A 25,191-nucleotide genomic window follows, 5' to 3' on the forward strand; every position below is an offset into this window, starting at 1 on the left:
GCCGTGGCGATTTGTTCCTCAGAGTGGATTTAGGGGCGGTATGAACCGGTCGTCATAGGATGAAGTCGCCCTTGACCAGGTCGATGGTCTTGTCGAGGCGAAGCGCGAAGTCGGCCTTGCCGTCGCCGTCAACATCGCCGTAGACGAAGGTATCGCCGCTCTTGTGGAAATAGCGCAGCTCGCCGGCTTTCTCGGAAAACGCCTTCTCGCCGATGAATGTGAAGGCATCGTTCTTGCTTGTCGCACTGCGGGCGTCGATGCCGGACAATTGGATCCGGTCGCCCTCATCCTGCCAGAAGTCGTAGACCATGTCACGGGCGCTTGGCGTGCTATCCTTGGTGCTGGTGAAAACGAACAAGTCGGCACCCGCACCGCCATAGAGCTTGTCGGCACCGGTCCCGCCGATCAATTTGTCGTCACCGTAACCGCCGTCGAGCCGATCGTTCCCCGCGCCGCCGAGGAGCCTGTCGTTGCCGCTTTCGCCGTGAAGTTTATCATTGCCGGAGCCCCCGTCGAGATGATCGTCACCGTCCATGCCCCTGAGATCGTCGTTGCCCGTACCGCCCAGGAGCTTGTCGTTGCCGCCGCCGCCATAGAGCTTGTCGTTGCCCGCTTCCCCGTAGAGTTTATTGGTTTTTTTGTCGGTTTCTGAACCGTCCTTCCCGTCTCCATAAAGACTGTCATCCCCCGACCCGCCATAGAGGATGTCCGAGCCCTTACCACCGTAGAGACTGTCGTTGCCGCTACCTCCATAGATTCGATCGTTGCCCGCAAGGCCCTCAATTCCGTCGTGTCCGCCCATACCTTTCATGAAGTCGTGCGCGGACGTGCCCTGCATGAACGGATCGTTGCCAGCGCTGCCGAGAAAATTCGGTCCACCGGAATCTAGCCGGTATGTAGCGACACCCTTTTCATAGTCGGCGACAAATAGCAGGTCGCCCTCAGACCAGACCTCCCAAGGTGTGCCTTCGGTTATGACCGCGCCAACCTTTGCGAACTTGCCGCGGTCATTTTTCTCGAAGATAACGATTTCATGAGAGGCAACGAAAAGGCGCCCGCCTTCCAACCAGGCCTCACCCGATATCACTGAGCCAAACTCGTCGGTTACCTTAATCTGCTGCGCCCTTTTGAGGCTGCCATTCGCTGCGATATCATAAATGATGATACCGTTGTCCCCGCTAGCTCCGACGACGAGTTGCTTGCCATCAGTCCAAATCTCGCCGTCAATCTTGAGCTTTGAGGCCCGCACGAGGCTACCATCGGCGGTGATGCTGTAGGACGTGATGCCGCCCGCTGAAACGAAGAGATGCTTTCCGTCCGAAACAATCTCATCTACCTGTTGCGGCAGTTTGACGTGTTGGACTTGCGAGACGTTCGCGCCGCTTCCAGTCTTGTAGACGGTCAGTCCGAAGCTATCTCCCACAAACAGGTGCTTCCCTTGTGCCAAAACAGCGCTTGAGCTTCCATGCGGGGATGACAGCTTTGAGAGTTTGCCGCTGGAACCTACTTCAAATGCGGAGAGTTCATTGAAACCTGCGACATACAGCCGGTCACCGTTGGACCAGAGATCATTCGGCCCTTCCAATATCTTTACAGACGAGAGTTTCGTCAGGTCGCCGTTCTGGGATATGTCGAAGACCGTCACGACGCCATTCCTGAAGAGCTCTAAGCTGCCAACAAAGAGACGATTATCGCTCAGCCATAGCTCACGGGTGTCGTACGGCAATTTCACGCTATCGATTTTAGTGAAACCAACCATGAAGATCCTCCAAAGAAACGGTGACGATACTTTACATTTGCAATATTCAACTTGATCGCGTCAAGATAAGCAATTGTTGGATAGCGCATCCGGGCCCTCAACATCCTTTGGTGCGGCCGATGTTCAAAGCGCCGATCGGGAAAGCCGGAAGGCATTCCACGCTTTAGGCTGTTGTTGTCGCGGGAGACCCGGCCAATGTACATGCCATCGCGGAAGGCAGACCAGACTTCCTTCTCCTCGGACCATGTTTGGATCCATCGGTGTTTTCTTTAATGTCGTCGTTGTTAGGGCTTCCAGCCCCTCGTATATCCCCGCCCCATCGCGATAGCCGCGATCCGAAGGCGCTCTTCGACTGCGTCGCGCTCGGCAAGCACGGTTCGGATCGCCTCAAGCGCGTCCCAGTCGTGGAGCGCTAGGACCTCGAAAGCCTCATCCTTGGCATTCTCAGTCGGTTGCAGCTGCGGGATCATTGTAGGCGCAGCTCCAACTGCTTTTTGCTCTTGAGAACATAGAGTGGGCGAGGGGCCCTGGCCGCCTTCAGCTGCATCTCTGCGCGCCGGGCAGCGTTCTTCTCACGCCAGGCACGGCTGGCCGCGACCTCAGCGAGAGCTCTTGCGACGACATCGTTTTGCATCGATACCTCCGTGTTGTTCTCTTTATGTTCTCATTGAGGGTCGGAGGTGTCAAGTCGCCAATGAGAAAACAATCCTATTTCTCGAAGGGCATTTAGCGTCTTGGATGGACATACGGCAGAAAGTCCTTATCGAAGCTTTCATGCGCGAAGTAATCGAGCGCACGCTGTCCATGCGGTGAATACAAGTCCTCCGACTTACCGTCAGGGCCGCCCAGAAGTTGGCCGATGACATGGTAGGCTTGCTGGATTTTCGCCTCGAGCTCGGCGATGCGTTCTGCGTCGGTCATGTCTTTTTCCCCAATCGGCCTAGATACGCCTCTTCCCGCCATGCCAGTCGTTTAGGCGCACGATCTCTTCTCGGCCTGCATCAGTGACTGTCCACGTGCGGTCGCCTTGGCTGTCCCGCTTGCCCTCCTTAAGCGCCCCCTTACTGGCAAGCTCGTCCATGGTGAAATCTGTGGCGCCTGGTACCTCGGCGCTTGTCCTGATGTCGGGATGTTCAACCATATGCCGTAAGGCGTTCATGCAGCGAGTATTCAGAGCGAGTTGCGGTTTACGGTCGTTGCGTCGGTCGCGCTTCGATCTGTCCCAAACAGACCAATCCTCCTTGCCGTCCTGCAGGGACTGCAGGACGTAGTTTTTGTCGACGCCCATATGGATGTTGTACCACTTCCTTACGAGTGGCACAGGTCGCCCGTCGTGGAGGGGATCGATCTGGGGAAAGCCGTGGCGCTCGAGCGCGGGGATGACAACCTTCACGTACATTGACGCGCGCTCTTTGCCGACGACTGCGATGGCGATTTCTCGGTCGGTCGCGAAGAGCGGAAGTTTGGAGAGAGGGTCGGTCATTGTTGCTCCCACTTCGTCATGGCCTGGCGCGCCAACTCACTTTGCCCGCCGAGATAGTGCGTATGCAAAATCGCGTCGATATCCTTCGGGGAATGGCCAGTGATGGCGCCAATCTCGGCGATAGAGCAGCCAGAAAGAGCGAGTCGTGTCACTGTTGTTCCTCGCAGATCATGGAACGTCAGCCCCGTGATGCCGACCGCTTTCGCAGGTCTCCTCTTACGTGGTGGTGCGGGTGGTGAGGCCGCAGGAGAGGGCTAGAGCGGCTGACTTGGACGTGCAATATGCGAAATCTGGCTAAATCATTGACAAAATTGTAAAAATTATGATGGATTGGTGTTTAATGCATCGTCTAGGTGTCGACGATGTACACGCCGAACTCATGGAGATCGACATTGAAATGGTCGATAGGCGTTTCGTCGTTTCGATTCTGAACCGCAGCCTTGGTGGCGTCACGAAGTTCTTACTTTTTCGCGTTTGATTCTTCCGAGCGCCGACTTCCTGACCCCTTTTTCTTTGCCGTCAATTTCTGAAGGCTCTCATATAAGCGAAAATCCGAAGTATGAGCTTTGACAGTCTTGGGTTTGGGCTCTCGCTCAGGCGCTCGAAGCACTTCCCATATCGCCAGCAAGTCGGCTTCAGAAAAAAGGTAGTCCCGGCCGAACCGCGAGCAGCATCCGTATTTGCGAGCGATCTTGATCAAGGCGCGGTTCGAAAGACGCAGGCGCGCTGCGGCTTCGTCGGCGGTGTAGATGGTGTCGAGGTGCGTTGGCTGGGTCATCCCCTGACGCTATCGCCCACCTGGTGCCAGGCAACTGGACGTCAGAAACAAAAAGTAAGGGAGTGGTCGACAGTTGAACGTCGTCCACAGGATAAGGCGATCACCCTTGTCGGTCCCGCAGGCGAACGCCGGGGCCATTGCCGTTTTGGTCGATGAACAGGATGCCGGCGGATTCGAGGGCGGCGCGGACAGCAGCAACGTTGTTGGCCAGTCCGCTTGCAATCCCCTCGCTTGCTTCCATGCGACGGAGCGTCGGTGCGGAAATACGCGCCCTGTCTGCCAATTCAACTTGGCCAATCCCCAGAAGGGCACGAGCAGCCGCGATCTGCCGGCCTAGAATGTGATTAAAATCGCTCACTTTGATAAATAGCGCTTGACGCGTCCCCAATTGATGGTAATAGTTATCGTACTGAGCGTTATTAATCAACACGAGGAGACCCGCCATGCACACCGCCCTGCAGACTACAGACAGAAGGCTCACCCCGCGCCGGCTGGTGCCGAGAAGACCGTCGGCGAATCCGTATGCCAACAACCCCGGCACCATCGCCAAATGGCTCGATGCGTTTCACGCCGAAAGACCTCACCGTTTTCAGGCTGGCGACGAAGTCACGTTCGAGACGGCGGACGGCTGCAGGCGCAATTTTTACATTCTCGAACTCATGGATGGTGAGGTCGCCGCATTCTTTTATGACGGCAATCCGCATCTCGTCCAGGTGAGCATGGCCGATGTCGACGACCTTCGGATTGTCAGCACCCGCCAGTACCTCGATGCGGAAGCACTCGACATGTATCGCGCACTGGTCGGTCTCGACATAGAAGCCGAGGTGGCAGCATGAACTGGCGCGAAATCTACCCCGAAGGCTCCACCGTTTTCATAGGCCGAGATCGCTATATCGCCACCCATAATGAGCATGGGCTCGGCCTGGACCTCTACTGCCTCAAAACCGGTGACCGTGCCATGACGATCACGCCCGAATTCGTTTCGCAGATCGTGGACGGAATAAGGTACCGCTAACAGTTTCCCGCCAGCCGCTCCGCATTGTCGGCTGGCTTTTGCCGGTGGCGCTACGTAGCTGCCCCGGTCTTTTATACCAGAGGCCCGCGCTGCACCACCGTCGCCCACACCAGACGAGCGCGGGCCGCCCACATAACCTTACACCACCTTCACGCCCGCCGATGTAAGCAATCTGGCCATTTTGGCAGAATCGACCAGCACACCGCTTTCCAACTTCGTGATCTCGAGTTCGGTGAGGCCGGACATCACGCTCAGTTGCTCGATGCTATAGCCCTTATTTCTGCGGAGTTCTGCAATGGGATTCGAAACGTTGATCGTCATTTTCTCTCCTGTTATTGCATCGCAATATATGTCGCTTGCGGCGCACAACAAGGGTGGGCAATCCGCATCTTGCGGTGTCGATGCGGATCAAAGTCCCTCTCTGCGCATTCCTCAGCCGTCACCATCCTAAAAGCAGGAGCTCAAAATGGACTGGAATCGCGTTGAAGGTAATTGGAAGCAGGTGAAGGGTAAGATCAAGGAGCAGTGGGGCAAGCTGACTGACGATGATCTCGATGTCATCGACGGCAAGCGTGATCAACTCGAAGGCAAGATCCAGGAGCGCTACGGTTACGAGAAGGACCGTGCGACCAAGGATGTCGACGATTGGTACGGTCGCCAGACCTGGTAACAACGAAAGACCCGTCGTTGACGAGCCCTTTCGTCAGCGCTGCTTTTCGCCGGCACTTTTGCCGTCAGAGCTTCTGGAGCGCTCGTCAAACCGATCCGCGCCTTTGGCAAGGTCCGAACCCTTCTCAGCTTCAACTTTGCGCTCATCGGCTCGTGCGGCCTTGTGTAAGCCCATGGCGCCTTCCTTGCCGTCTTCCGTTGGTGCGTTCTCGATCGTCATTGCGTCCTCCTATTGGATACGCGAAAAACGGCCTGTCGAGCGCGTTGTTCCAATCTTGAAAAGCGGCCGGCCAAACACATATCGATTCCGCCAGGTTGTAATTGAAAGGAGCACCACGATGCTGGCTGACGTTTTCTTCTCTGTACCCCTTCACGTCCGCTTCCCCAATGGCGTAACGCGCTCTTTCGAGAGCCTGCACGACACAGTCGACTTTCTTGAAAATGAATGGCCCTTGCGTCACGGAGCTCGATACAAGCGCGCTTGTGAGAAGTGCCGCGCCGCGCTCTATCGAATGGCACCGGTCGCTGTTGCGCGTGAGGCGTTTGTCGCCGCTTGCCTTGAGGCGGGTTTGCCTGTGGAGGCGTTTACGCCGAGTTGGCAAAGAGGACCGTCATCGCCGCCGCGCATGAGTGCCTAGAGACAGACGCCGCTCGCCTATTGGGACGGGCGGCGCCCTTTGGGAACGAAGTTCCGTCCGCCGCGTTCGTCTCTTGATCAAAACAGGAGAGCGTCATGAACCGCATCATCTATATCGTTGGACTGGTCGTTGTCGTGCTGGTAATTCTGTCGTTCCTTGGCCTTCGGTGAGTGTCATGACCGATCCACGCGAAAGACGGATCACTGCGCGGGCTTTCGAACTCTGGCAGGCTGAAGGATCTCTTGACGGGCGAAGCCTCAGTCATTGGCTGCAGGCGGAGAAAGAGGTCGACGAGGAGTTGGCAGAAGAGCCGCTTAACGATCAAGCCGAGTCGGTAGGGCTCGCCGGCGCTGTGAACCCACATTGAGGTTCGACTCCACCGCTGAGACGACTGGTTTCCAAAAGCGGGGAGAAATTGTGGGAAAGATAAACGCCCGTTATCGGATTTCTCAACGATAACGGGCGTTTATCTTTTAATCTGGCTCCCCGGGCCGGATTCGAACCGGCGACCTGTCGATTAACAGTCGAATGCTCTACCGCTGAGCTACCAGGGATCATCCGCTCGCTGCTGGTTTCCAGCTGCTCGCTGCGGAGTGAGCGCGTAATACAAATGCTGGATCGATTTGCCAAGCGGTTTTTGACAAAAAAATGCACCAGACTTGATTGATTGTGGAGAAGTCTCCAACTGAGAGGGACGCGATGCCTGGAAAACCGGGCTTTTCAGCAAAAAGAGCGATGGATGGCAGCGAAAAAAAACAACATGCATTTTGGCATTGATCCCCGCACCAGGCAGATCGTCATCGGTTCTTTTCGCCTCAAGCTACCGGAATCGCGCTGGATGCGCACGCTGATCGGCGTGCTCCTGGTCTTCGGCGGCCTTCTCGGCTTCCTGCCGGTACTCGGATTCTGGATGGTGCCGCTTGGACTTCTCGTGCTTTCGCACGATTCCCACTTCGTGCGGCGCCAGCGTCGCCGGCTTGCCGTGTGGTGGGCGACCCGCAAGGCGCGTCGGGGCGCCCGCTGATCGTTCCTTGCGTCCGTTTCGCTGACCTGATCTAACCCGATGGCTATCGCTTGAGGGGAAGCCTATGGAATTGCTGGTGAAAGGTGCCGTGATCGGGGTCGGCGCGACGGTGCTGATGGATTTGTGGGCTGTCGTGCTGTGGAAGGCCTTCCGCCAGTCACGACCGAACTGGGCGCCGGTGGGGCGCTGGGTCTGGCACCTGAAGAACGGCACGGTCTTCCATGACAACATTGCGGCCGCCGAACCCCACGCGCAGGAGCAGGCGCTTGGCTGGATCTTCCACTATGCCGTGGGCGTTCTCTATGGCGTTGTCCTGGCATTGTTCGTCGGCGCGCCGTGGTTTGCCGCCCCGACCTTCCTGCCGGCCTGGATCCTCGGTATCGTGACCGTAGGGGCGGGTTGGTTCCTGCTACAACCTGGTCTCGGAATTGGTGTTGCGGCCTCCAAGCTGCCGAACGCCAATACCGTGCGTGTTCTCAATCTGGTGTCGCACACCGTCTTCGCGCTGGGGCTATACTTGACGGCGCTCCTCATTCGCTGAAGGAAAAAACGCCACCGCGGCGGGGCCGGCGGTGGCGTCTGTCTTAGCGGGCGGCGGCGACGCCGAGGATGAGGCCTGTAGCAACGCTCATCAGAAGGTAGGAATTGTCCACCTTCACCCATTGCTGGCCACGGGCGGGCCTGTGCAGGCCGTGGCGGTGATAGTCGCGCACGGCCGGCCGGCCTTTCCAGTTCGAATAGCGCTCGCCCTTGCGCCAGGTATGGCGCGTTGTGACCACCTTCTTCTTGACGGTGTAGGAATGGCCGGGCTTGCGGTCGTGGCCGTAGAGCTGCTGGGCCTGTGCCATCGGCATGGCGGCAAAGGAAAGGGCAACGGCGGCGAGAAGGGTGCGTGTGATGTATTTCATCGGTTGGTTCCTCGTTGTTGATACGAGAAGCCTAGGGCCGGCCGGATGAACCAAAACTGAACGCCATGATTACGATTTTGTAATGAAAATAACAGCTTGCTCTGCGTGGCAGATGTGGGAGCGGAGAGGGAAAGGCCCTGGCGGGCCTGTCGCCCTAGTGCGTGGACGGGATGTCTTCCTCGTCCAGGAAGGAATGGATACCATCCCGTGCCACCGTGGCGAGGAATTCGTCGAAAGCCTCCCGATCGGTCGCGAAGGGCGCATCCCATTCGAAAAGGTCCTCGTTCTGCGTCACCACCTCCAGGCGCCAGTCCTGCTGGGTGCCGGCCGGCCGGTAGATATCCACGAGAACGGTGACGTCATCCTCCGTGAATTCGCCGGAGAGTTCGGAATGCTCGAGTTGAGGTTTCTTCGCCATGGGTGATTCCGTTTGATCAGTGTTCGGCATATGCGCACGTCAGCCCGCGTCTGCAAGAGCCCGCCTTGTCGGGCAAGATCAATTTCCGCGGATGCGAGCGCAGGCATCCCGCCATTGGGCCAGCTTGGCGCCGTCGCCCTTTTGCGGCGCAAGCGAGAACACTTTGCCGCCGATGGAGACCGTCGCGCCTTCGCTGTTGTCCTTCGACAGCGTATCGAGCAGGGGCGCGGTGTCGTAGGTGCCGAGACTGAGCATCCAGCCGCCATCCATCTCGTTTGTATCGACATGGATCATGGAAATCGGCAGGTCGATGCTCTTGCCTACGGCTGAGAGCGCCACCTTGGCATAGGCAAGGCCTGCCGAGGCTTTGATCAGATCGATTGCCATCAGCTCGACCGGGCCCGTGAGAATGCTGATTTCCAGCGGTGGGGTCCGGGCGGGATCACAGGAGAGACTGTAGGAAACACATTCCGAGACCTCTTCACCGGTGCACGGGCTGAAAGTCAGATGAGCGGCAGGCTGTTCCTCGTTCTCATAGAAATAGGCGTAGAGTTCCTCGCCTCGTACTGGGGCGATGCCAAGGAAGAGCAGCGCGAGCATACCGGCAGGAAGCGATGCGAACCTCATGAGACCCTCTTGTCGATGTCGCGCCCAATCGTCGAGGCCGACGCGATGACATGCTTCCGGGCGCCAGCGTCCGAAGTATCAGAGCTTGGTGCGCGTTTGTCGACAGTCTTTTGGACAAGGGACCGGCGGCCTGCCTGCGGCCTGAAGAAAATGCGTGGCCGAGGGGCCTTGACGGCTTGCCGGATGGGGCAGGGGCCATGTGAAAGGCGCAAAACGAACAGCAGCCCAAGAGGGCTGCAACTCTTTGATTTCTTTGATGAAGAGTGGAGGCCTCGCCGAGAATCGAACTCGGGTGCAAGGATTTGCAGTCCTCTGCGTCACCACTCCGCCACGAGGCCGTCCGTTTGCTATAAAGCGTGTGGTGACGGGCGTTTAGAACGAATTCAAACAGGGTGCAAGAGGCTTTGGTGTCGATTGTTGCGCTTTTTTGTGGGCAGGCGGCGCGCCGTTCGGGCGCGCCGTGCCAATTACTGCGCTGGAGCGCCTTCGAGACCGACGAGGGCGATCTTGGCGTAGCCGGCGGCGCGCAGGAGGTTCATGACATCCATGACGCTGCCGTAATCGACGGCCTTGTCGGCGCGCAGCAGGATGCGCGTGTCCTTGTTGCCTTCCGTTACGGCATCGAGTTCCGGACCGAACGTGTCGCGACCGATCTCGCCGTTGCCGATCGAGACCGTCAGGTCCTTTTTCAGCGTCATGAAGACCGGCTTGTCCTCCCGTGGCGTCGGCTGGGCGACGGAGGAGGGCAGGTCGACATTGATGTCGACGGTCGCAAGCGGTGCGGCCACCATGAAGATGATGAGCAGCACCAACATGACGTCGATGAACGGCGTCACGTTGATTTCGCTGTTTTCCTCCAGGTCGTCGCCGCCGCCTTCCTTGATCTTGCTGGCCATGGCGTCACCCGAGCTTTACGACGGAGCCGGCAGCCCGTTCGCCGCGCTGGACGGCGGGGTGGCGGACGGCGCGGCGCACATCGAGGTCACGGCTGGCCAGCCGCTCGATGGCGGCCGAGGCGTCGGCAAGGTTCTGGCGGTAACCGGTGATGGCGCGGGCCAGGAAGTTGTAGATCACCACGGCGGGAATGGCCGCGACGAGGCCGATGGCCGTGGCAAGCAGCGCTTCGGCGATGCCGGGGGCCACGATGGCGAGATTGGTCGTCTGCGCCTTCGAGATACCGATGAACGAGTTCATGATGCCCCAGACGGTGCCGAAGAGGCCGACGAACGGCGCGGTCGAGCCGATGGTGGCGAGCAGGCCCGTGCCCTTGGCGATGCGGCGGCCGCCATGCACTTCCATGCGGCCGAGGCGAGAGGCGATGCGTTCCTTCACGCCGCCGTCGGAGACGTGGTCGAGCACGGATTCGGAGGCTTCCATCTCTTCGCGGGCGGCGCTTGTCATGCGGGCGACGAGACCGCGGTTGCGGCCCAGCGCCTGTTCGCCATCCTCGAGGCCGCGGGCAGCCACGAGGCGGCGTACGGCGCGGCTGGCGGATCGCTGCGCGGCGCCGAGTTCGGCGAGCTTGACGAGCAGCACCGTCCAGGTGACGACGGAAGCGAAGGCAAGGCCGATCATCACGGCCTTGACGACGATGTCGGCGGCCATGAACATGCCCCACGGCGAAAGGTCGTGCGGCAGACCCGCCTGGCGCGCGCCTGCGGCATCATCGACCGCCTCGAGTTCCGTCGCGTCCTCGTCTTCCATCGTCGCGTCGGTCTCGGCCGATGTTGCCGGGCTGGTCGTGGTTTCGGCAGAGCTTTCCGTTGCGGTCGGGCGCGACGTCGTCTCGGACGTCGTCGTGTCTGTAGCGGTCGCGGTGGGCTGCGAACCGACAGCCTGTGTTTCGGTGGCCTGGGTTTGTGTGGACTGGGTTTGTGTAGACTGGCGGGCTTCCGGCTGGGCGTCGCCCGTCTGGACCGTGGGTGTCTCCTGGGTCTGCGCCGAAGCGGCGTAGGGGGCGGCAAGCGCCAGCAGGATCATCGCGAAGTGCAGTCGAGACCGTTTCAGCACGGCGTATTCCTCTTACATGTCTGTCTTAAACGGAGCCTGCTCAATGAGGAGGCGTGGGTGCGGGCGCGCGGTGCATCCCAAAAACCTGATTGTCCAATACGACATTATGTACCGGACAGGCAATAATATGTTGAGTAATTTATTCATGATAACACGGATAAGTCCCGGCCGATCTTACCCCGGCAGGTGAGAGTGGTGGTTTTTGCGCGCAATGCTCTCGCACCTATGGACACCCGGCCCGAAACCGCACTAAGAGAATTGCGACGCATCCGGCAGCGGGCCGGGCCTTCGCGCCGGTCCTCGCCGTTTTACTCAAGGGCTAGAGATGATTGACTACAAAGCAGCGCGCACGAAGATGGTGGATAACCAGATCCGTACGACGGACGTGACGTCGCACGAGGTGCTCGACGCCTTCCTGACCGTCGCGCGCGAAGAGTTCGTGCCCGCGGCGGCGAAGCCGCTTGCCTATATCGACAACGACATCCAGCTGTCGCCCGGCCGGTTCCTCATGGAGCCGTCGCCGCTTGCCAAGTTGATCCAGCTTGCCGAGGTCGCCAGCACCGACGTCGTTCTCGAAGTCGGTTGCGGCACGGGCTATGCCTCGGCGATCCTGTCGCGCCTGGGAAGCTCGGTCGTCGCGCTCGAAAGCGACGCGGATCTTGCAGCGGCGGCGACGGAAACGCTTTCCCGTCTCGGCTATGACAATGTCGCCGTCGTTTCCGGCGATCTCGAAGCCGGTTATGCTGCGGAGGCGCCTTACGACGTGGTCTTCGTGCACGGCGCCGTCGAATTCGTTCCGGCCGCACTTTTCGCGCAGCTTCGAGATGGGGGCCGTCTGGTCGTCGTCGAAGGCTACGGCAATGCCTCGCAGGCTCGCATCTACATCAAAGAAAGCGGCCACGTTTCCGAGCGCAATGTGTTCAACACCGCCGTCAAGCCGCTGCCGGGCTTCCGCCGGGCGAAGGAATTCGTGTTCTAGCGCGGCGCAAGCCAATGGATGGAGGAAAGGCCCGCTTTTGTTGCGCTTTGGCAACGGGCCTTTCCTATTGTGGTTGCATGACCTGAGGGGACTGGCGCGATCCCCGTTTCCCAAGCAACTTAAAGCCACTATTTGCAAGCGGTGCGCGGACCGTCCAGGACGATTGTCGCATTGCTGAACATCGCCCGCGATTTCTGCGAATGTTCAAAGTGTATCAAACGGCGGCTCAGTGGCGGGTCGGTCCAGGATCGGAGTTTTGTACTGTGTCCATTCTTCGTCGAACCGCCCTTGCTTTTGCGTTTGCTTCCGTCGCCTTCGTCCTGCCGCAGGGCGTATCCGCCGAAACGCTGGCCGGCGCGATGGCCAAGGCCTACGAGAACAATCCGGACCTCAATGCCGCCCGCGCGGCGTTGCGTGCCATCGACGAGAACGTGACGATCGCCAAGGCCGGCTATCGCCCACGGATCAGCGCGGTCTCGGAATACGAGGTCACCGGCACCAAGCTGGACAAGCGCCCGGTTTTCGGCAACCGCAAGACCAAACAGCTTACCTCCAGCCACGGCATCACTGTCACACAGCAGATTTTCGACGGTTTTCAGACGTTGAACCGCGTGAAGGCGGCGGAGTTGAACGTTCTGGCAAGCCGCGAGCAACTGCGCGCCAACGAAATCTCCATCCTGCTGGCGGCTGTAGAATCCTACGCCAATATCGCCCGGGACCAGCAGGTCGTCGCCATTCGCAAGCAGAACCTCGCCTTCCTGCGCGAACAGCTCAATGCCGCCAACGCGCGCCTCGATGTCGGGGAGGGCACGCGAACGGACGTCAGCCTCGCCGAGGCCGAGCTTGCGGCCGCCAAGGCGCTGCTGACGGCGGCGGTCTCCCAGCTCAAGCAGAGCGAGGCGGCCTATGTGCAGATCGTCGGCGTTGCGCCGTCGGGCATCAAGCAGCCTCCTGCGGCGAAGAAGGCGATGCCTTCCTCGCTCGATGCCGCAGTCGCGATGGGTTACCAGGAAAATCCGACCATCCTTTCGGCCATGCGCAGCGCCGATGCCGCCGGATACAATGTGCGGGTCGCCGAAGGCACGATGCTGCCGGGCGTTTCGCTGCAAGGCGATCTCTACAAGTCCGTGAACAACGACGCAGGGCCGGCCGACAACCTGACCGGCGCGCTCTCGGCCCGTGTCGTGGTTCCGCTCTATCAGGGTGGGGCGGAATACGGCCAGATCCGCCAGGCCAAGGAGCAGCTTGGCCAGCGACAGATCCTCGTCGATTCCGCGCGCCTGGAAGTGCAGCGCACCATTGTTTCGGCCCATGCGCAATACGAGGCGTCGGTCGCGGCCATCGGCGCAATCCGTCAGCAGATCGATGCCGCCAACATGGCGCTGAACGGCGTCGTAGAGGAGCGTAATGTCGGTCAGCGCACGACGCTCGACGTGTTGAACGCACAGCAGAATGTGCTCGATGCGAAGGAAAGCCTTGTCTCGGCCCAGCGTGATGCCGTCGTCGCCAGCTATTCCGTGATTGCGGCCATGGGGGCGTTGACGGTGCGCAGCCAGGGGCTGGAGGTGACCGAGTACCGCGCCGAGCGTCACTACGAGAAGGTCAAGGACAAATGGTTCGGCCTTCGCACGGTCGATAGCAACTGAGTGGCCGCGACCTTGCTCTTGGCAGGGTCAACAAATCTGTGCATCACTCTTAACACATGATTCGTGGCGATTTAGTTCGCCGCCGAACTCGCCTAGGGTTTTCGGGATGTCCGGCAGGCCTTGCATGCCATGCCGCGGACGCCGCAGAGAACGGGGATAGAAATGGCTCAGCCAAGTGTAGCGCGTGAACCGTCCATGGATGAAATCCTGGCGTCCATCCGCAAGATCATCGAGAACAACGAAGCTCAACCGGACTTCGCCGCAGATGCGCGGGACGATGAAGGTTTCGATATCTCGACGGAAGGGGATGCTGGCCTTCTCGATCATCCCTCGGTCGTGGAGCAATTCCACGTCGAGGAAATCCGCTCTGCTCCGGTTCATTCCATTGCGCGTGTCGAACCCGCGCCGGCCGCCGGCCAGCCGTCGCTGTCACTGGGCACCGCGCAGGCTACCGGTCAGCCTGCATTGTCGCTGGCCGATGTCGCCGCCCGTGTTCGCGCCGCCTCCGAGCGCCATGTCGCTGCCAACCGCGGCGAGCCGGCGGAGCGCGATTCGTTCTCGGCGGAGCCGGTGCAGCAGGTTGCAGCGCGCGAGGAAAATCCGCTGATCACGGCGCGTGTCGCCGCCACGGCGGGCCGCTTTGCTCCAGTGGCCGAGACCGTCGAGCCGGTTGCCGATGTGGTAGAAGCCGCCGTGCCCCGCGCTGCGCCGGTACAGGATTCTGTTACCGAGGTGTTTGAGGAGAGCCCGGTCGGCCGTGAGATCGCTTCCCTCGTGTCGCCGGCCGTCAGCGAGCGTGTTGCGCAGTCCTTCGGTGCATTGGCGGAGGCCGTCGATGCCGGCCCGCGCCGCTCCTTTGACGAGATCGCCGAAGACATGCTGCGCCCGATGCTGCAGGAATGGCTCGACGACAACCTGCCGACGCTGGTCGAACGGCTGGTGCGCGAGGAAATCGAACGGGTGGCGCGCGGCCCGCGCCGCTGACCGACGCCGCCATTCTTCAAAAGAAGGTTTGAGCCGCGCCGGGCACCCGGCGCGGCTTTTCTTCTGATATTGTTGACTCCATGCCGGCCATCCGGTTTACAAAACCCAACCGATAAACAGCAGGCCACGCACGAAAATGCTTGAAAAAACCTATGATTCCGCAGCGGTCGAGCCGCGCATCGCCAAAACGTGGGAAGATGCGGATGCATTCCGCGCAGGCGAGGGCGCAAAGCCCGGCGCCGAAACCTTCACCATCGTGATCCCGCCGCCGAACGTCACGGGTTCGCTGCATATGGGCCATGCGCTCAACAATACGCTGCAGGACATCATGGTCCGCTTCGAGCGCATGCGCGGCAAGGACGTGCTGTGGCAGCCCGGCATGGACCATGCCGGCATCGCGACCCAGATGGTCGTCGAGCGCAAGCTCGCTGCCGAAAAGCTGCCGGACCGTCGCGAGATGGGCCGCGAGGCCTTCATCGAAAAGGTCTGGGAGTGGAAGGCAGAATCGGGCGGCCTGATCTTCAACCAGCTGAGGCGTCTCGGCGCGTCCTGCGACTGGTCGCGTGAACGCTTCACCATGGATGAGGGCCTCTCCGAAGCCGTGCTCGAAGTCTTCGTCTCCTTGTACAAGGAAGGCCTGATCTATCGCGGCAAGCGTCTCGTCAACTGGGACCCGAAGTTCGAAACGGCGATTTCCGATCTCGAAGTCGAGAACAAGGAAGCCGACGGCCATATGTGGCACTTCAAGTACCCGCTCGCCGACGGGGCCACCTATACCTATGTCGAGAAGGACGCGGACGGCAACGTCACCTTCCAGGAAGAGCGCGACTATATCTCGATCGCCACCACGCGTCCGGAAACGATGCTGGGCGACGGCGCGGTTGCCGTTCATCCGACCGACGAGCGCTATGCGCCGATCGTCGGCAAGCTTTGCGAAATTCCGGTCGGCCCGAAGGAACACCGCCGCCTGATCCCGATCATCACCGACGAATATCCGGAGAAGGATTTCGGCTCGGGTGCGGTCAAGATCACCGGCGCGCACGACTTCAACGACTACCAGGTGGCCAAGCGCAACAACATTCCGCTCTATCGTCTGATGGACACGCAGGCTGCGATGCGCGCCGACGGGGAGCCCTATGCGTTCTACGCCGCGCAGGCGCTCGAGATCGCGAAGTCCGGCCATGTTCCCGGTGAAGCCGAGGTTGATGACATCAACCTCGTTCCCGATGAATATCGCGGCCTCGATCGCTACGAGGCCCGCAAACGCATCGTCGATGCCATCAATGCCGAGGGCCTTGCCGTCACCGTCAAGGATGCCGAAGGCAACGACATTCCCTATGTCGAGAACAAGAAGGTCATGCAGCCGTTCGGCGACCGCTCCGGCGTTGTTATCGAGCCGATGCTGACCGACCAGTGGTTCGCCGACGCCAAGACGCTGGCCAAGCCCGCCATCGCGTCGGTTCGCGAGGGCCGCACCAACTTCGTCCCGAAGAATTGGGAAAAGACCTATTTCGAATGGATGGAAAACATCGAGCCGTGGTGCATTTCGCGCCAGCTCTGGTGGGGCCACCAGATTCCGGCCTGGTACGGCCCGGATGGTCAGGTGTTCGTTGAAAAGACCGAGGAAGAGGCGCTGCACGCCGCCATCCAGCACTACATCGCTCATGAAGGCCCCTGGAAGGCCTGGGTCGAGGAGAAGCTGGAGAATTTTGCACCCGGCGACATCCTGACGCGCGACGAGGACGTGCTCGACACGTGGTTTTCCTCCGCGCTCTGGCCGTTCTCGACGCTCGGCTGGCCGGAAAAGACGCCGGAACTTGCAAAATACTACCAGACCGATGTGCTGGTCACCGGCTTCGACATCATCTTCTTCTGGGTCGCCCGCATGATGATGATGGGCATGCACTTCATGAAGGACGAGTTCGGCAATCCGGTCGAACCGTTCCACACCGTCTATGTCCATGCCCTGGTGCGCGACAAGAACGGGCAGAAGATGTCGAAGTCCAAGGGCAACGTCATCGATCCGCTCGAACTGATCGATGAGTACGGTGCGGATGCGCTGCGCTTCACGCTGGCGATCATGGCCGCGCAGGGCCGCGACGTGAAGCTCGACCCCGCCCGCATCGCCGGCTATCGCAACTTCGGCACCAAGCTGTGGAACGCAACGCGTTTTGCCGAGATGAACGGCGTCGCTTCCGATCCGAAATTCGTTCCGGAAGCGGCCTCGCTGACGATCAACCGCTGGATCCTGACGGAACTGGCCCGCGCCGCGCGCGATGTCACCGAAGCGATAGAGACCTATCGCTTCAACGATGCGGCCGGCACGCTCTACCGCTTCATCTGGAACCAGTTCTGCGACTGGTATCTGGAACTGCTGAAGCCGGTCTTCTCCGGTGAGGATGCGGCGGCCAAGGCGGAATCGCAGGCCTGTGCGGCTTACGTTCTGGAAGAGACCTATAAGCTCCTCCACCCGTTCATGCCCTTCATGACGGAAGAACTGTGGGCGCATACGGCGGGCGAGGGCCAGAGCCGCGACAACCTGATCTGCCACGCCGAATGGCCGGCACCCGCTTACGGTGACGATGCTGCCGCCGACGAGATCAACTGGCTGATCGACCTCGTGTCCGGCATTCGTTCGGTCCGTGCAGAAATGAACGTGCCGCCGAGCGCCACGGCACCGCTGATCGTGGTCGGCGCGAATGCGCTGACCCAGACGCGGCTTGCAACGCACGATCAGGCGATCCGCCGTCTCGCGCGGGTGTCTGAAATCGGCCTCGAAGCGACGGCTCCGAAGGGCGCTGCGCAAATCGTGGTCGGCGAGGCGACCGCCTGCCTGCCGCTCGGCAGCCTGATCGATCTCGGCGCCGAAAAGGCGCGTCTTGAAAAGGCGATCGAGAAGGCGAAGGTGGAAACGGGCCGTATCCAGGGCAAGCTTTCGAACGAGAAGTTCGTCGCCAATGCCAAGCCCGAGGTGGTGGAAGCCGAACGCGAGCGTTTCGCGGAGCTCGAGCAGCAGCTCGCCAGCTTGGCCGTGGCGCTGACAAGGGTCAGTGAAGCTGGCTGATTCCACGCATGGCGTGTGAAGACGATTGCAAAGCCGCGCTGGTACCCCCAGCGCGGCTTTTTATTCGCCGAGCGGCTGCAAAATTCTTATTGTGGTGGAAATGTGACATGGTGCCGCAATGATGGAATAGGATTTCTGTTTTGCGCAAATTTTCCCGATATCTTGAAAATATTTTTCGGTGGGCGGGTTTGATGAGGTGCTTCAGAAAAATCTTACGTAATTTTGGCGATGCACACTGGAAATCACGGGCGAAAAGTGGGGTTTGCCAAGGCGGCGTGCGTCTTCGATAGTCGGTGTCGGACATGCGGTGGAGAGGCCGTGTTGTGACATTGGGGGAATATGAATGATCAAAACGATCTTCAAGAATGGTGTTATCACCATCACGGCACTGGCGGCTTTCGCGGGAGCTGCACAGGCAGGCGGCTTCAGTCGCGGCGAAGCGGATACGGATATCCTCTATGAGGATGGTACGGCCGCCTTCAGGGCGAAGACGACCTTCGTCGCGCCGCAACGTGGATACGATACCGTCAATGGTATCGAGGGCACTGACGGCGACTACACGAACAATTATTTCATCCCGAGCCTCGCCGGCAAGGTGCGTCTGACGGACAATCTGTCATGCGCGGCGACCTACACCCAGCCCTTCGGCGCGTCCTCGACCTATGGTCTTCAGGCACAGGCGGCCGACGCGGCCACCTCGAGAATCGGCAATGCGACAATCGAGGCGAGCTTCGAGACGCATGAATACGGCCTGACCTGCGCCGCGAACTTCAATCTCGAGACCGGTCGGCTTTGGCTGCTTGGCGGCCTCTTCCTGCAGAGCTTCGACTATGAGGAAGTTTCCCGCTACGGCACGCTGCGCCTGAAGGACAGCAGCGAACTCGGCTATCGCCTCGGCGCCGCCTACGATATCCCGGATATCGCCCTGCGGGCCGAAATCATGTACCGGTCGCAGATCGATCATTCGGGTGATGGCGCTTTCACCATCAGCTCTGCCGGCGCTCCGATCCTGGGCGTTCCTGCAGGTTTTGAACTCCCGGCCTATGGCGCAGGCAGTCTGCCGCAGTCCCTCGAGCTGAGCCTCCAGAGCGGCATTGCGCCGGGCTGGCTTGCTTTCGGCTCGATCAAGTGGACGGACTGGAGCGTGCTGCCGACGCTCAACTACAACATCACCGGGCTTGGCGATCTCAAGAAGAACTTCAAGTTCCGTGACGGTTGGACCGTGATGGGCGGCATCGGTCACACCTTTACGGATACCGTGTCCGGCGCGATCAGCCTGACATGGGATCGTGGTGTCGGCACCGGCGCCGATATCATGACGGACACCTGGACGGTCGGTCTCGGTACGGCCATCAAGGCCGGTCCGGGCGAGTTCCGTCTTGGCGGCGCGGTCAGCTATCTGACGTCAGGTGAGCAGAAGTTCGATGCCGGCGGCGAGCTGGCGGATTTCAACGCGACTGTCGATGGCGACTTCGCCTACGGTGCGAGCGTTTCCTACCTCATCAAATTCTGATCGTCGGACCAGAATCGTGAAAAAGGGCCCGGTGTCATCGCCGGGCCCTTTTTCTTGGTTAACACTTCGTTTCATTGTCGTCAGCCTCATGGGGAAATCACAGCGACGCCTGAAAATATGTGACGGAATCGCAACACATTTTTTTCCAGAGTTTGCTACACCCCTAGGCAAGCGACGAAATGTCCATTTCCCGCCACAAACGGGGCGCAGCGATACGGACATGTAAACGCGTGGAACCGCGCTTAAGGAAACGATGGGCCAGCCGATGTCATTGCCGCCGGAAAAACCGGAAACCAGCACGAGAGCCGTGCATTCCCGGTTTGGCGCACATGGAAAGGCCTGGCGCGGAATTGTAGAGTCGATGCCGAAGTCCGAGTTGATGCCGATGAAACTATTGGTAATGGGCCTTTGTCTTTCGCTTTCCTCCGGGATGGCGTCCCAGGCCCTCGCATTTGACACGCAGTCCGGCGTCAGCCGGGAAAGTGGTCCCTTCGATCTCTTCAAGTTCGGCTTCTTCTCCTACAAGGAGGGCCGCAAGGGCGATGCCGTCGAGGCCTATCGCTATGCGGCGGAAAAAGGCCACACCGGATCGCGCTGGGCACTTGCCAACATGTATGCGGATGGCGACGGCGTGCCGGAAAATGACCTCGAAGCTTTCAAGATCTACAGCGAAATCGCCCAGGCCGGCGTCGAACCGGGCTCGGAAGACACCGGGTATTTTGCCAACGCGCTGATTGCGCTTGCCGGATACTATCGCCGCGGCATTGCCGACAGTCCCGTCAAGATCGACCTGTCACAGGCTCGCCAGCTCTATTTCCAGGCGGCTTCGGCCTTCGGTATTCCAGAAGCACAGTTCCAGCTCGGCCGCATGATGCTTTCAGGCGAGGGCGGTTCCGTCAGCGTGCATCAGGCCAAGAAATGGCTGAATCGCGCGCGCAACAATGGCCATGCCGGCGCGATGGGGCTTTTCGGCAACATCATCTTCCAGGAAGGCGACGCCGCCCGCGGTCTTGCTTTTATGACCGCAGCCCTCGACCATTGCCCGCCGAAGGATTGCGCGTGGCTTCAGTCGACGCAGGAAGAGGCCTTCTCCGTGGCAAGCGAGGAAGACCGTCGCAAAGGCGTGGCGCTCGCGAAGAACATTCGCTCGAACGCAGGCGAGTAGAAATCCGGCAGGCGATGGGGGCGACGTGCCGCCCGTGACTACGTAGTGGCCAACGCGGTGTAGTCGAGCACGGCCACGACCGGCACGTGATCTGACGGCTTTTCCCAATTGCGCACATGCTTTTCGACATCGGTCGAGACGAGGCGGTCGGAAGCCTCGGCCGACAGCATGAGATGATCGATGCGGATGCCGTTGTTCTTCGGCCAGGCACCGGCCTGATAATCCCAGAAGGTATAGAGCGGTGTCGCATCCGACGATGCGCGCACGGCATCGGTCAGGCCGAGATTTTCGAGGCGACGGAACGCTTGGCGGGTCGGTGGCAGGTAGAGCGCGTCGCGCTCCCAGACCTTTACGTCCCAGCAATCGTGCGGCTCGGGAATGACATTGTAGTCGCCGGCGAGGATAAACGGTTCCTCCAGTGCCAGCCGGTCCTCGGCAAAGGCGACGAGGCGATCCATCCAGGAAAGCTTGTAGGGGTACTTCACCGGATCATCGGGCGGATTGCCGTTCGGCAGATAGAGGCAGCAGAAGCGGATCGCACCACCCTCGACGGAAAAGACGCCTTCGATGAAACGGGACTGTTCGTCGCCATCGCCGCCAGGCAGCCCGCGATTGACTTCGTCCGGGCGAAACTTCGAGAGCAGGGCGACACCGTTGAAGCCCTTCTGGCCATGTGTCTCGATGTGATAGCCGAGCGCCTCGATCTCTGCGCGCGGAAAACCCTCGTCGACCGTCTTGATTTCCTGCAGACCGACGATATCGGGGTTCGACTCTTTCAGCCACGCGACCAGATTGTCGATGCGCGCCCGCACGCCGTTGATGTTCCAGGTGGCAATCTTGATCGGCATGCGGGGGTCCGTTTCGGTTTTGAGGAGAATCAGATCGAGAAGCTTGTGCCGCAGCCGCAGCTCGCGACGGCATTCGGGTTCCGGATCTGGAAAGACTGGCCGAGCAGGTTGTCGATGAAATCGATCTCCGAACCATCCATATAGACGAGGGAGAGCTGGTCGATCAGGACCTTTGCATTGTCCTTTTCGAGGACGATGTCATCGTCCTGCTGGTCCTCGACGAGATCGAACTTGTAGGAGAAGCCGGAACACCCGCCGCCTTCCACCGAGACGCGAAGCGCCTGTTTTTCGGGGGCTGCGCCGAGAATAGAGGCGATGCGCCGGGCGGCGGCATCGGAGATGGTAACGGACTTGTCGGTCATGTCTGCCTCCTGCCGGGGTCAAGATCCGGAGAGAATCGCTTCCTTGCGCGGACTGCGGCGGTCAGGCCGCTTTGCATCCCGCTGCTGTAAGCTGTTTAGACAACCTCATGAAAAGGTTTGTTTTTCAAGCTTCTCTTGCAGCCGGACTTGCCGCTGTGCACACTATAGGTATGAAGGCATTGCGGCCGCGTCAATGGGCGGCGTGAATGCAGGTGACGAATGACCTTTGACAGACATGCGCTCGGGTTTGGCGCCGGGCAGCGCGCAATCTACGCCTCCGACCCCTGGGCGACACGTGGACGGCTTCATGCCGAAAGCGAAAGTCCGACCCGATCGGACTTCCAGCGCGACCGCGACCGCATCGTGCACACGACCGCCTTCCGGCGCCTCAAGCACAAGACTCAGGTCTTCATCGCCGCCGATGGCGATCACTATCGCACGCGCCTGACCCATACGATCGAAGTGGCGCAGATCGCCCGTGCGCTGGCGCGCGCCCTGAAGCTCGACGAGGACCTCGCCGAGGGCGTCGCGCTCGTGCATGATTTCGGCCATACACCCTTCGGCCACACCGGCGAAGACGCGTTGCACGAGGTGCTGAAGCCCTTCGGCGGCTTCGATCACAATGCCCAGTCGCTGCGCATCGTCACCAAGCTGGAGCGGCGTTATGCCGAATTCGACGGGCTGAACCTGACCTGGGAAAGCCTGGAGGGGCTTGTCAAGCACAACGGCCCCCTGATCGGCCCGACGGGCGAATGCACCCATGGCGAGGACGTGCCGCGGCCGATCCTCGAATATTGCGCCCTGCACGATCTGGAGATCGCCAGCTTCGCCAGCCTGGAGGCGCAGGTTGCGGCGATCGCGGATGATATCGCCTACAATACCCATGACATCGATGACGGCTTGCGCTCCGGTTATCTCACGTTCGAAATGCTGGAGGATGTACCGTTCCTCGCCGGGCTCATGCGGGACGTCTCCGACAGATATCCGGGCCTGGAAGCGCCGCGTTTCACCCACGAGATCATGCGCCGCCAGATCACCCGCATGGTGGAGGACGTGATCGGCTATGCCCAGGCGGCGATCCGCGAGGAGCGGCCGGAAAGCGCGGAGGACGTGCGCAAGGCCCGTCGCTGCCTTGCGACGTTCACCGAGGACATGTCGGTGACCGACAAGCAGATCAAGAAACTCCTGTTCTCGCGCATCTATCGCCACCCCGAAGTCATGCGCGTGCGCGCCAATGCCGCCTCGATCCTGACGGATCTCTATCACGCCTACATGGATGAGCCTCAGCTCATGCAGGGCCACTATTGGGTGGACCGGATCGCCAGCATGCCGGAATCGGCGCGGGCCCGCCATGTCGGCGATTACCTCGCCGGAATGACCGACAATTACGCCATCAGCACGCATCGGCGGCTGTTTGACCACACCCCGGATTTGCGATAGTCACCCGCCGAACCGAACTACTTCGCAGGATGTGCCATGAAACGGCCGCTGCGAGCGGATGGATGAGATGAACCTTTTTACAGACTTCGATAACAGAATCAAAAACGTACTCGAAGGACTTGAGATCGTGCGCGAAAAGCGCGCCGATGTCGATTTCGGCCGCATCAGTGTCGAGCCTCCGCGCGATGCCAGCCATGGCGACGTTGCGACCAATGCTGCGATGGTTCTCGCCAAGCCGCTCGGCCTCAATCCGCGTGCACTCGCCGATCTCATCGTCGCGGAACTCCGGAACGATCCGGAAGTTACCGATGTCAGCGTTGCCGGCCCGGGCTTCATTAATGTGCGCCTGTCGGTGTCCTACTGGCAGAAGCTGCTGGCGGCTATCGTTTCCGAAGGCACGGATTATGGCCGCGGCTCGCTCGGCGCCGGCCGCAAGGTCAATGTCGAATATGTCTCCGCCAATCCGACCGGCCCGATGCATGTTGGCCATTGCCGCGGCGCCGTGGTGGGCGATGCGCTCGCCAATCTGCTGGCCTTTGCCGGTTATGCGGTGACGAAGGAATACTACATCAACGACGCCGGCTCGCAGATCGACGTGCTGGCCAAGTCCGCCTTCCTGCGCTACCGCGAAGCGCTGGGCGAGACGATCGGCGAAATCCCCGCCGGTCTCTATCCGGGTGACTATCTCGTCCCAGTCGGTGAGGCGCTTGCCGCCGAACGCGGCACGACCCTGCGCGCCATGTCGGAAGCGCAGTGGATGCCGATCGTCAAGGAAAAGACGATCGAGATGATGATGGCGATGATCCGCGAGGATCTAGCCGCGCTCAACGTCAAGCACGACGTGTTCTTCTCCGAGCGGTCGCTGCATGCCGGCAACGGTGCGCCGATCCGTACCGCCATCAACGACCTGACCTTCAAGGGCCATGTCTACAAGGGCGTGCTGCCGCCGCCGAAGGGCCAGCTGCCGGAAGACTGGGAAGACCGTGAGCAGACGCTGTTCCGCTCGACGGAAGTGGGGGACGACATCGACCGCCCGCTGATCAAGTCTGATGGCTCCTACACCTATTTCGCGGCCGACGTCGCCTACTTCAAGGACAAGTACGATCGCGGCTTCGACGAGATGATCTACGTGCTCGGCGCTGACCATGGCGGTTACGTCAAGCGCCTCGAAGCTGTCGCGCGGGCCGTGTCGGAAGGCAAGGCGAAGCTGACGGTGCTGCTCTGCCAGCTGGTCAAGCTGTTCCGCGATGGCGAGCCTGTGAAGATGTCGAAGCGCTCGGGTGACTTCGTCACGCTGCGGGACGTCGTCGAAGAAGTCGGCCGCGACCCGGTTCGCTTCATGATGCTCTACCGCAAGAACAGCGAGCCGCTCGACTTCGACTTTGCCAAAGTGACGGAGCAGTCCAAGGACAATCCGGTCTTCTACGTGCAGTATGCCCATGCACGCTGCATGTCGGTGTTCCGCCAGGCGGCGGAGGCGTTTCCCGACTTGGACATCGCCTCGCTCGATCTTGCCGCCACGATCAAGGACAACATCGTCGATGCAAGCGAGCTTCAGCTTCTTGCCAAGCTCGCAGAATATCCGCGTGTCATCGAGGCTGCTTCACTGGCGCAGGAGCCGCATCGCATCGCATTTTATCTCTATGATCTTGCCAGTGCGTTCCATTCGCATTGGAACAAGGGCAAAGAACAGCCGGAATTACGGTTTGTTAACGATAAAAATAGAGAATTGAGTATCGCCAGACTTGGGCTGGTGCACGCGGTTGCCTCCGTTCTTAAGTCGGGCCTTGCCATTACAGGCACGGCCGCTCCGGACGAGATGCGATAACGTCACCATTTGCCCACAATAAGCTGGCAAATG

31 protein-coding genes and 2 tRNA genes are annotated in these 25,191 nt (G+C 60.2%); 15 read left to right on the top strand and 18 right to left on the bottom strand.

Going from position 1 to position 25,191, the window contains the following annotated elements:
- Positions 1–52: 52 nt before the first annotated feature.
- From MUU55_RS00150 to MUU55_RS00180, 7 genes are all read right to left on the bottom strand, one after another.
- Positions 53–1,759 (bottom strand): M10 family metallopeptidase C-terminal domain-containing protein, encoded by a 1,707-nt coding sequence (locus MUU55_RS00150; RefSeq protein WP_244758761.1) that lies wholly within the window; start codon positions 1,757–1,759, stop codon positions 53–55.
- 284 nt (positions 1,760–2,043) lie between these two features.
- A complete protein-coding gene (locus MUU55_RS00155; RefSeq protein ID WP_244758762.1) occupies positions 2,044–2,229 on the bottom strand; it encodes a hypothetical protein in 186 nt (61 codons plus the stop codon).
- A 256-nt stretch (positions 2,230–2,485) separates the two neighbouring features.
- On the bottom strand, positions 2,486–2,680 hold the full coding sequence (locus MUU55_RS00160) for a hypothetical protein (RefSeq protein WP_244758763.1): 195 nt from the start codon (positions 2,678–2,680) through the stop codon (positions 2,486–2,488).
- Positions 2,681–2,699: 19 nt separating this feature from the next.
- Positions 2,700–3,242, bottom strand: coding sequence for a hypothetical protein (locus tag MUU55_RS00165; RefSeq protein WP_244758764.1), 543 nt, complete (start codon positions 3,240–3,242; stop codon positions 2,700–2,702).
- A complete protein-coding gene (locus MUU55_RS00170; RefSeq protein WP_244758765.1) occupies positions 3,239–3,394 on the bottom strand; it encodes a hypothetical protein in 156 nt (51 codons plus the stop codon). Before MUU55_RS00170 ends, MUU55_RS00165 begins: the two co-directional genes overlap by 4 nt.
- 308 nt (positions 3,395–3,702) lie before the next feature.
- Complete coding sequence (locus tag MUU55_RS00175; protein WP_244758766.1) at positions 3,703–4,020, bottom strand: hypothetical protein; 318 nt, start codon at positions 4,018–4,020, stop codon at positions 3,703–3,705.
- Positions 4,021–4,120: 100 nt separating this feature from the next.
- Positions 4,121–4,465: a helix-turn-helix domain-containing protein gene (locus MUU55_RS00180; protein WP_425314121.1), complete on the bottom strand. Its 345-nt coding sequence runs from the start codon at positions 4,463–4,465 to the stop codon at positions 4,121–4,123.
- Between MUU55_RS00180 and MUU55_RS00185 the strand changes: the two genes are divergently transcribed.
- Positions 4,464–4,856 carry a hypothetical protein gene (locus tag MUU55_RS00185; protein WP_244758767.1) on the top strand — a complete coding sequence of 131 codons (393 nt, stop codon included), beginning with the start codon at positions 4,464–4,466 and terminating at the stop codon, positions 4,854–4,856. The two genes, MUU55_RS00180 and MUU55_RS00185, sit on opposite strands and share 2 nt — an antisense overlap.
- Complete coding sequence (locus MUU55_RS00190; RefSeq protein ID WP_244758768.1) at positions 4,853–5,035, top strand: hypothetical protein; 183 nt, start codon at positions 4,853–4,855, stop codon at positions 5,033–5,035. Before MUU55_RS00185 ends, MUU55_RS00190 begins: the two co-directional genes overlap by 4 nt.
- A gap of 138 nt (positions 5,036–5,173) precedes the next feature.
- On the opposite strand, the gene MUU55_RS00195 is transcribed toward MUU55_RS00190, so the two are convergent.
- Positions 5,174–5,356, bottom strand: a complete 183-nt coding sequence (locus tag MUU55_RS00195) for a helix-turn-helix domain-containing protein (RefSeq protein ID WP_244758769.1) — start codon at positions 5,354–5,356, stop codon at positions 5,174–5,176.
- Positions 5,357–5,501: 145 nt separating this feature from the next.
- On the opposite strand from MUU55_RS00195, the gene MUU55_RS00200 reads away from it, so the two are divergent.
- On the top strand, positions 5,502–5,705 hold the full coding sequence (locus tag MUU55_RS00200; protein ID WP_160859510.1) for a CsbD family protein: 204 nt from the start codon (positions 5,502–5,504) through the stop codon (positions 5,703–5,705).
- 33 nt (positions 5,706–5,738) lie between these two features.
- Here MUU55_RS00200 and MUU55_RS00205 read toward each other — a convergent pair whose 3' ends face one another.
- Entirely contained in the window at positions 5,739–5,924 is a 186-nt protein-coding gene (locus MUU55_RS00205; RefSeq protein WP_244758770.1) for a hypothetical protein, read from the bottom strand.
- 118 nt (positions 5,925–6,042) lie between these two features.
- Here MUU55_RS00205 and MUU55_RS00210 point away from each other — a divergent pair, with 118 nt between their 5' ends.
- The gene (locus MUU55_RS00210; protein ID WP_244758771.1) at positions 6,043–6,342 is read left to right on the top strand and encodes a DUF982 domain-containing protein; all 300 of its coding nucleotides are present in this window, start codon (positions 6,043–6,045) and stop codon (positions 6,340–6,342) included.
- Between the two features lie 175 nt (positions 6,343–6,517).
- Positions 6,518–6,709 (top strand): DUF2934 domain-containing protein, encoded by a 192-nt coding sequence (locus tag MUU55_RS00215; protein WP_244758772.1) that lies wholly within the window; start codon positions 6,518–6,520, stop codon positions 6,707–6,709.
- Between the two features lie 112 nt (positions 6,710–6,821).
- Here the strand turns inward: MUU55_RS00215 and MUU55_RS00220 are convergent.
- Positions 6,822–6,896, bottom strand: a tRNA-Asn gene (locus MUU55_RS00220).
- Between the two features lie 185 nt (positions 6,897–7,081).
- Here MUU55_RS00220 and MUU55_RS00225 point away from each other — a divergent pair.
- Positions 7,082–7,366 carry a hypothetical protein gene (locus MUU55_RS00225; RefSeq protein WP_244758773.1) on the top strand — a complete coding sequence of 95 codons (285 nt, stop codon included), beginning with the start codon at positions 7,082–7,084 and terminating at the stop codon, positions 7,364–7,366.
- Between the two features lie 64 nt (positions 7,367–7,430).
- Positions 7,431–7,907 (top strand): DUF2938 domain-containing protein, encoded by a 477-nt coding sequence (locus MUU55_RS00230; protein WP_244758774.1) that lies wholly within the window; start codon positions 7,431–7,433, stop codon positions 7,905–7,907.
- Between the two features lie 43 nt (positions 7,908–7,950).
- Here the strand turns inward: MUU55_RS00230 and MUU55_RS00235 are convergent, their stop codons facing one another.
- From MUU55_RS00235 to exbB, 6 genes are all read right to left on the bottom strand, one after another.
- On the bottom strand, positions 7,951–8,274 hold the full coding sequence (locus MUU55_RS00235; protein ID WP_244758775.1) for an RcnB family protein: 324 nt from the start codon (positions 8,272–8,274) through the stop codon (positions 7,951–7,953).
- Between the two features lie 154 nt (positions 8,275–8,428).
- Entirely contained in the window at positions 8,429–8,692 is a 264-nt protein-coding gene (locus MUU55_RS00240; protein WP_244758776.1) for a hypothetical protein, read from the bottom strand.
- A 78-nt stretch (positions 8,693–8,770) separates the two neighbouring features.
- Positions 8,771–9,319 carry a hypothetical protein gene (locus MUU55_RS00245; protein ID WP_244758777.1) on the bottom strand — a complete coding sequence of 183 codons (549 nt, stop codon included), beginning with the start codon at positions 9,317–9,319 and terminating at the stop codon, positions 8,771–8,773.
- Between the two features lie 264 nt (positions 9,320–9,583).
- Positions 9,584–9,657, bottom strand: a tRNA-Cys gene (locus MUU55_RS00250).
- 129 nt (positions 9,658–9,786) lie between these two features.
- Entirely contained in the window at positions 9,787–10,215 is a 429-nt protein-coding gene (exbD, locus tag MUU55_RS00255) for a TonB system transport protein ExbD (RefSeq protein WP_244758778.1), read from the bottom strand.
- Positions 10,216–10,219: 4 nt separating this feature from the next.
- On the bottom strand, positions 10,220–11,329 hold the full coding sequence (exbB, locus tag MUU55_RS00260; protein ID WP_244758779.1) for a tonB-system energizer ExbB: 1,110 nt from the start codon (positions 11,327–11,329) through the stop codon (positions 10,220–10,222).
- A gap of 328 nt (positions 11,330–11,657) precedes the next feature.
- Between exbB and MUU55_RS00265 the strand changes: the two genes are divergently transcribed.
- The 6 genes from MUU55_RS00265 (at position 11,658) to exoR (ending at position 20,680) form a co-directional block, all read left to right on the top strand.
- Positions 11,658–12,308, top strand: coding sequence for a protein-L-isoaspartate O-methyltransferase family protein (locus MUU55_RS00265; protein ID WP_244759830.1), 651 nt, complete (start codon positions 11,658–11,660; stop codon positions 12,306–12,308).
- 263 nt (positions 12,309–12,571) lie between these two features.
- Positions 12,572–13,954, top strand: a complete 1,383-nt coding sequence (locus MUU55_RS00270) for a TolC family outer membrane protein (protein WP_244758780.1) — start codon at positions 12,572–12,574, stop codon at positions 13,952–13,954.
- A gap of 162 nt (positions 13,955–14,116) precedes the next feature.
- The gene (locus MUU55_RS00275) at positions 14,117–14,938 is read left to right on the top strand and encodes a PopZ family protein (RefSeq protein ID WP_244758781.1); all 822 of its coding nucleotides are present in this window, start codon (positions 14,117–14,119) and stop codon (positions 14,936–14,938) included.
- A 136-nt stretch (positions 14,939–15,074) separates the two neighbouring features.
- Positions 15,075–18,002 carry a valine--tRNA ligase gene (locus MUU55_RS00280; protein WP_244758782.1) on the top strand — a complete coding sequence of 976 codons (2,928 nt, stop codon included), beginning with the start codon at positions 15,075–15,077 and terminating at the stop codon, positions 18,000–18,002.
- 343 nt (positions 18,003–18,345) lie between these two features.
- On the top strand, positions 18,346–19,515 hold the full coding sequence (locus MUU55_RS00285; RefSeq protein WP_244758783.1) for an OmpP1/FadL family transporter: 1,170 nt from the start codon (positions 18,346–18,348) through the stop codon (positions 19,513–19,515).
- Positions 19,516–19,876: 361 nt separating this feature from the next.
- Complete coding sequence (gene exoR / locus MUU55_RS00290; protein ID WP_244758784.1) at positions 19,877–20,680, top strand: exopolysaccharide production regulator ExoR; 804 nt, start codon at positions 19,877–19,879, stop codon at positions 20,678–20,680.
- Between the two features lie 38 nt (positions 20,681–20,718).
- On the opposite strand, the gene xth is transcribed toward exoR, so the two are convergent.
- Together xth and erpA are read right to left on the bottom strand one after the other, a co-directional pair.
- Complete coding sequence (xth, locus tag MUU55_RS00295; protein WP_244759831.1) at positions 20,719–21,522, bottom strand: exodeoxyribonuclease III; 804 nt, start codon at positions 21,520–21,522, stop codon at positions 20,719–20,721.
- 35 nt (positions 21,523–21,557) lie between these two features.
- The gene (gene erpA / locus MUU55_RS00300; RefSeq protein WP_244758785.1) at positions 21,558–21,890 is read right to left on the bottom strand and encodes an iron-sulfur cluster insertion protein ErpA; all 333 of its coding nucleotides are present in this window, start codon (positions 21,888–21,890) and stop codon (positions 21,558–21,560) included.
- Positions 21,891–22,109: 219 nt separating this feature from the next.
- Between erpA and MUU55_RS00305 the strand changes: the two genes are divergently transcribed.
- The gene (locus MUU55_RS00305) at positions 22,110–23,330 is read left to right on the top strand and encodes a deoxyguanosinetriphosphate triphosphohydrolase (protein WP_244758786.1); all 1,221 of its coding nucleotides are present in this window, start codon (positions 22,110–22,112) and stop codon (positions 23,328–23,330) included.
- Positions 23,331–23,397: 67 nt separating this feature from the next.
- Positions 23,398–25,158, top strand: coding sequence for an arginine--tRNA ligase (argS, locus tag MUU55_RS00310; protein ID WP_244758787.1), 1,761 nt, complete (start codon positions 23,398–23,400; stop codon positions 25,156–25,158).
- Positions 25,159–25,191: the final 33 nt, after the last annotated feature.

Source organism: Shinella curvata, from assembly GCF_022899935.1.
In the GTDB taxonomy this organism is placed as follows: domain Bacteria; phylum Pseudomonadota; class Alphaproteobacteria; order Rhizobiales; family Rhizobiaceae; genus Shinella; species Shinella curvata.

Excerpts from the sequence above, each read along its gene's own strand:
- exoR (WP_244758784.1), top strand. The coding sequence starts at position 19,877 with ATGCCGAAGTCCGAGTTGATGCCGATGAAACTATTGGTAATGGGCCTT.
- MUU55_RS00210 (WP_244758771.1), top strand. The coding sequence starts at position 6,043 with ATGCTGGCTGACGTTTTCTTCTCTGTACCCCTTCACGTCCGCTTCCCC.
- MUU55_RS00155 (WP_244758762.1), bottom strand. The coding sequence starts at position 2,229 with ATGATCCCGCAGCTGCAACCGACTGAGAATGCCAAGGATGAGGCTTTC.
- MUU55_RS00245 (WP_244758777.1), bottom strand. The coding sequence starts at position 9,319 with ATGAGGTTCGCATCGCTTCCTGCCGGTATGCTCGCGCTGCTCTTCCTT.
- MUU55_RS00225 (WP_244758773.1), top strand. The coding sequence starts at position 7,082 with ATGGCAGCGAAAAAAAACAACATGCATTTTGGCATTGATCCCCGCACC.
- MUU55_RS00180 (WP_425314121.1), bottom strand. The coding sequence starts at position 4,465 with ATGGCGGGTCTCCTCGTGTTGATTAATAACGCTCAGTACGATAACTAT.
- exbD (WP_244758778.1), bottom strand. The coding sequence starts at position 10,215 with ATGGCCAGCAAGATCAAGGAAGGCGGCGGCGACGACCTGGAGGAAAAC.
- MUU55_RS00160 (WP_244758763.1), bottom strand. The coding sequence starts at position 2,680 with ATGACCGACGCAGAACGCATCGCCGAGCTCGAGGCGAAAATCCAGCAA.
- MUU55_RS00215 (WP_244758772.1), top strand. The coding sequence starts at position 6,518 with ATGACCGATCCACGCGAAAGACGGATCACTGCGCGGGCTTTCGAACTC.
- MUU55_RS00200 (WP_160859510.1), top strand. The coding sequence starts at position 5,502 with ATGGACTGGAATCGCGTTGAAGGTAATTGGAAGCAGGTGAAGGGTAAG.
- MUU55_RS00175 (WP_244758766.1), bottom strand. The coding sequence starts at position 4,020 with ATGACCCAGCCAACGCACCTCGACACCATCTACACCGCCGACGAAGCC.
- erpA (WP_244758785.1), bottom strand. The coding sequence starts at position 21,890 with ATGACCGACAAGTCCGTTACCATCTCCGATGCCGCCGCCCGGCGCATC.
- MUU55_RS00185 (WP_244758767.1), top strand. The coding sequence starts at position 4,464 with ATGCACACCGCCCTGCAGACTACAGACAGAAGGCTCACCCCGCGCCGG.
- MUU55_RS00150 (WP_244758761.1), bottom strand. The coding sequence starts at position 1,759 with ATGGTTGGTTTCACTAAAATCGATAGCGTGAAATTGCCGTACGACACC.
- MUU55_RS00275 (WP_244758781.1), top strand. The coding sequence starts at position 14,117 with ATGGCTCAGCCAAGTGTAGCGCGTGAACCGTCCATGGATGAAATCCTG.
- MUU55_RS00190 (WP_244758768.1), top strand. The coding sequence starts at position 4,853 with ATGAACTGGCGCGAAATCTACCCCGAAGGCTCCACCGTTTTCATAGGC.
- argS (WP_244758787.1), top strand. The coding sequence starts at position 23,398 with ATGAACCTTTTTACAGACTTCGATAACAGAATCAAAAACGTACTCGAA.
- MUU55_RS00280 (WP_244758782.1), top strand. The coding sequence starts at position 15,075 with ATGCTTGAAAAAACCTATGATTCCGCAGCGGTCGAGCCGCGCATCGCC.
- MUU55_RS00285 (WP_244758783.1), top strand. The coding sequence starts at position 18,346 with ATGATCAAAACGATCTTCAAGAATGGTGTTATCACCATCACGGCACTG.
- MUU55_RS00230 (WP_244758774.1), top strand. The coding sequence starts at position 7,431 with ATGGAATTGCTGGTGAAAGGTGCCGTGATCGGGGTCGGCGCGACGGTG.
- MUU55_RS00165 (WP_244758764.1), bottom strand. The coding sequence starts at position 3,242 with ATGACCGACCCTCTCTCCAAACTTCCGCTCTTCGCGACCGACCGAGAA.
- MUU55_RS00305 (WP_244758786.1), top strand. The coding sequence starts at position 22,110 with ATGACCTTTGACAGACATGCGCTCGGGTTTGGCGCCGGGCAGCGCGCA.
- MUU55_RS00235 (WP_244758775.1), bottom strand. The coding sequence starts at position 8,274 with ATGAAATACATCACACGCACCCTTCTCGCCGCCGTTGCCCTTTCCTTT.
- MUU55_RS00240 (WP_244758776.1), bottom strand. The coding sequence starts at position 8,692 with ATGGCGAAGAAACCTCAACTCGAGCATTCCGAACTCTCCGGCGAATTC.
- MUU55_RS00205 (WP_244758770.1), bottom strand. The coding sequence starts at position 5,924 with ATGACGATCGAGAACGCACCAACGGAAGACGGCAAGGAAGGCGCCATG.
- MUU55_RS00195 (WP_244758769.1), bottom strand. The coding sequence starts at position 5,356 with ATGACGATCAACGTTTCGAATCCCATTGCAGAACTCCGCAGAAATAAG.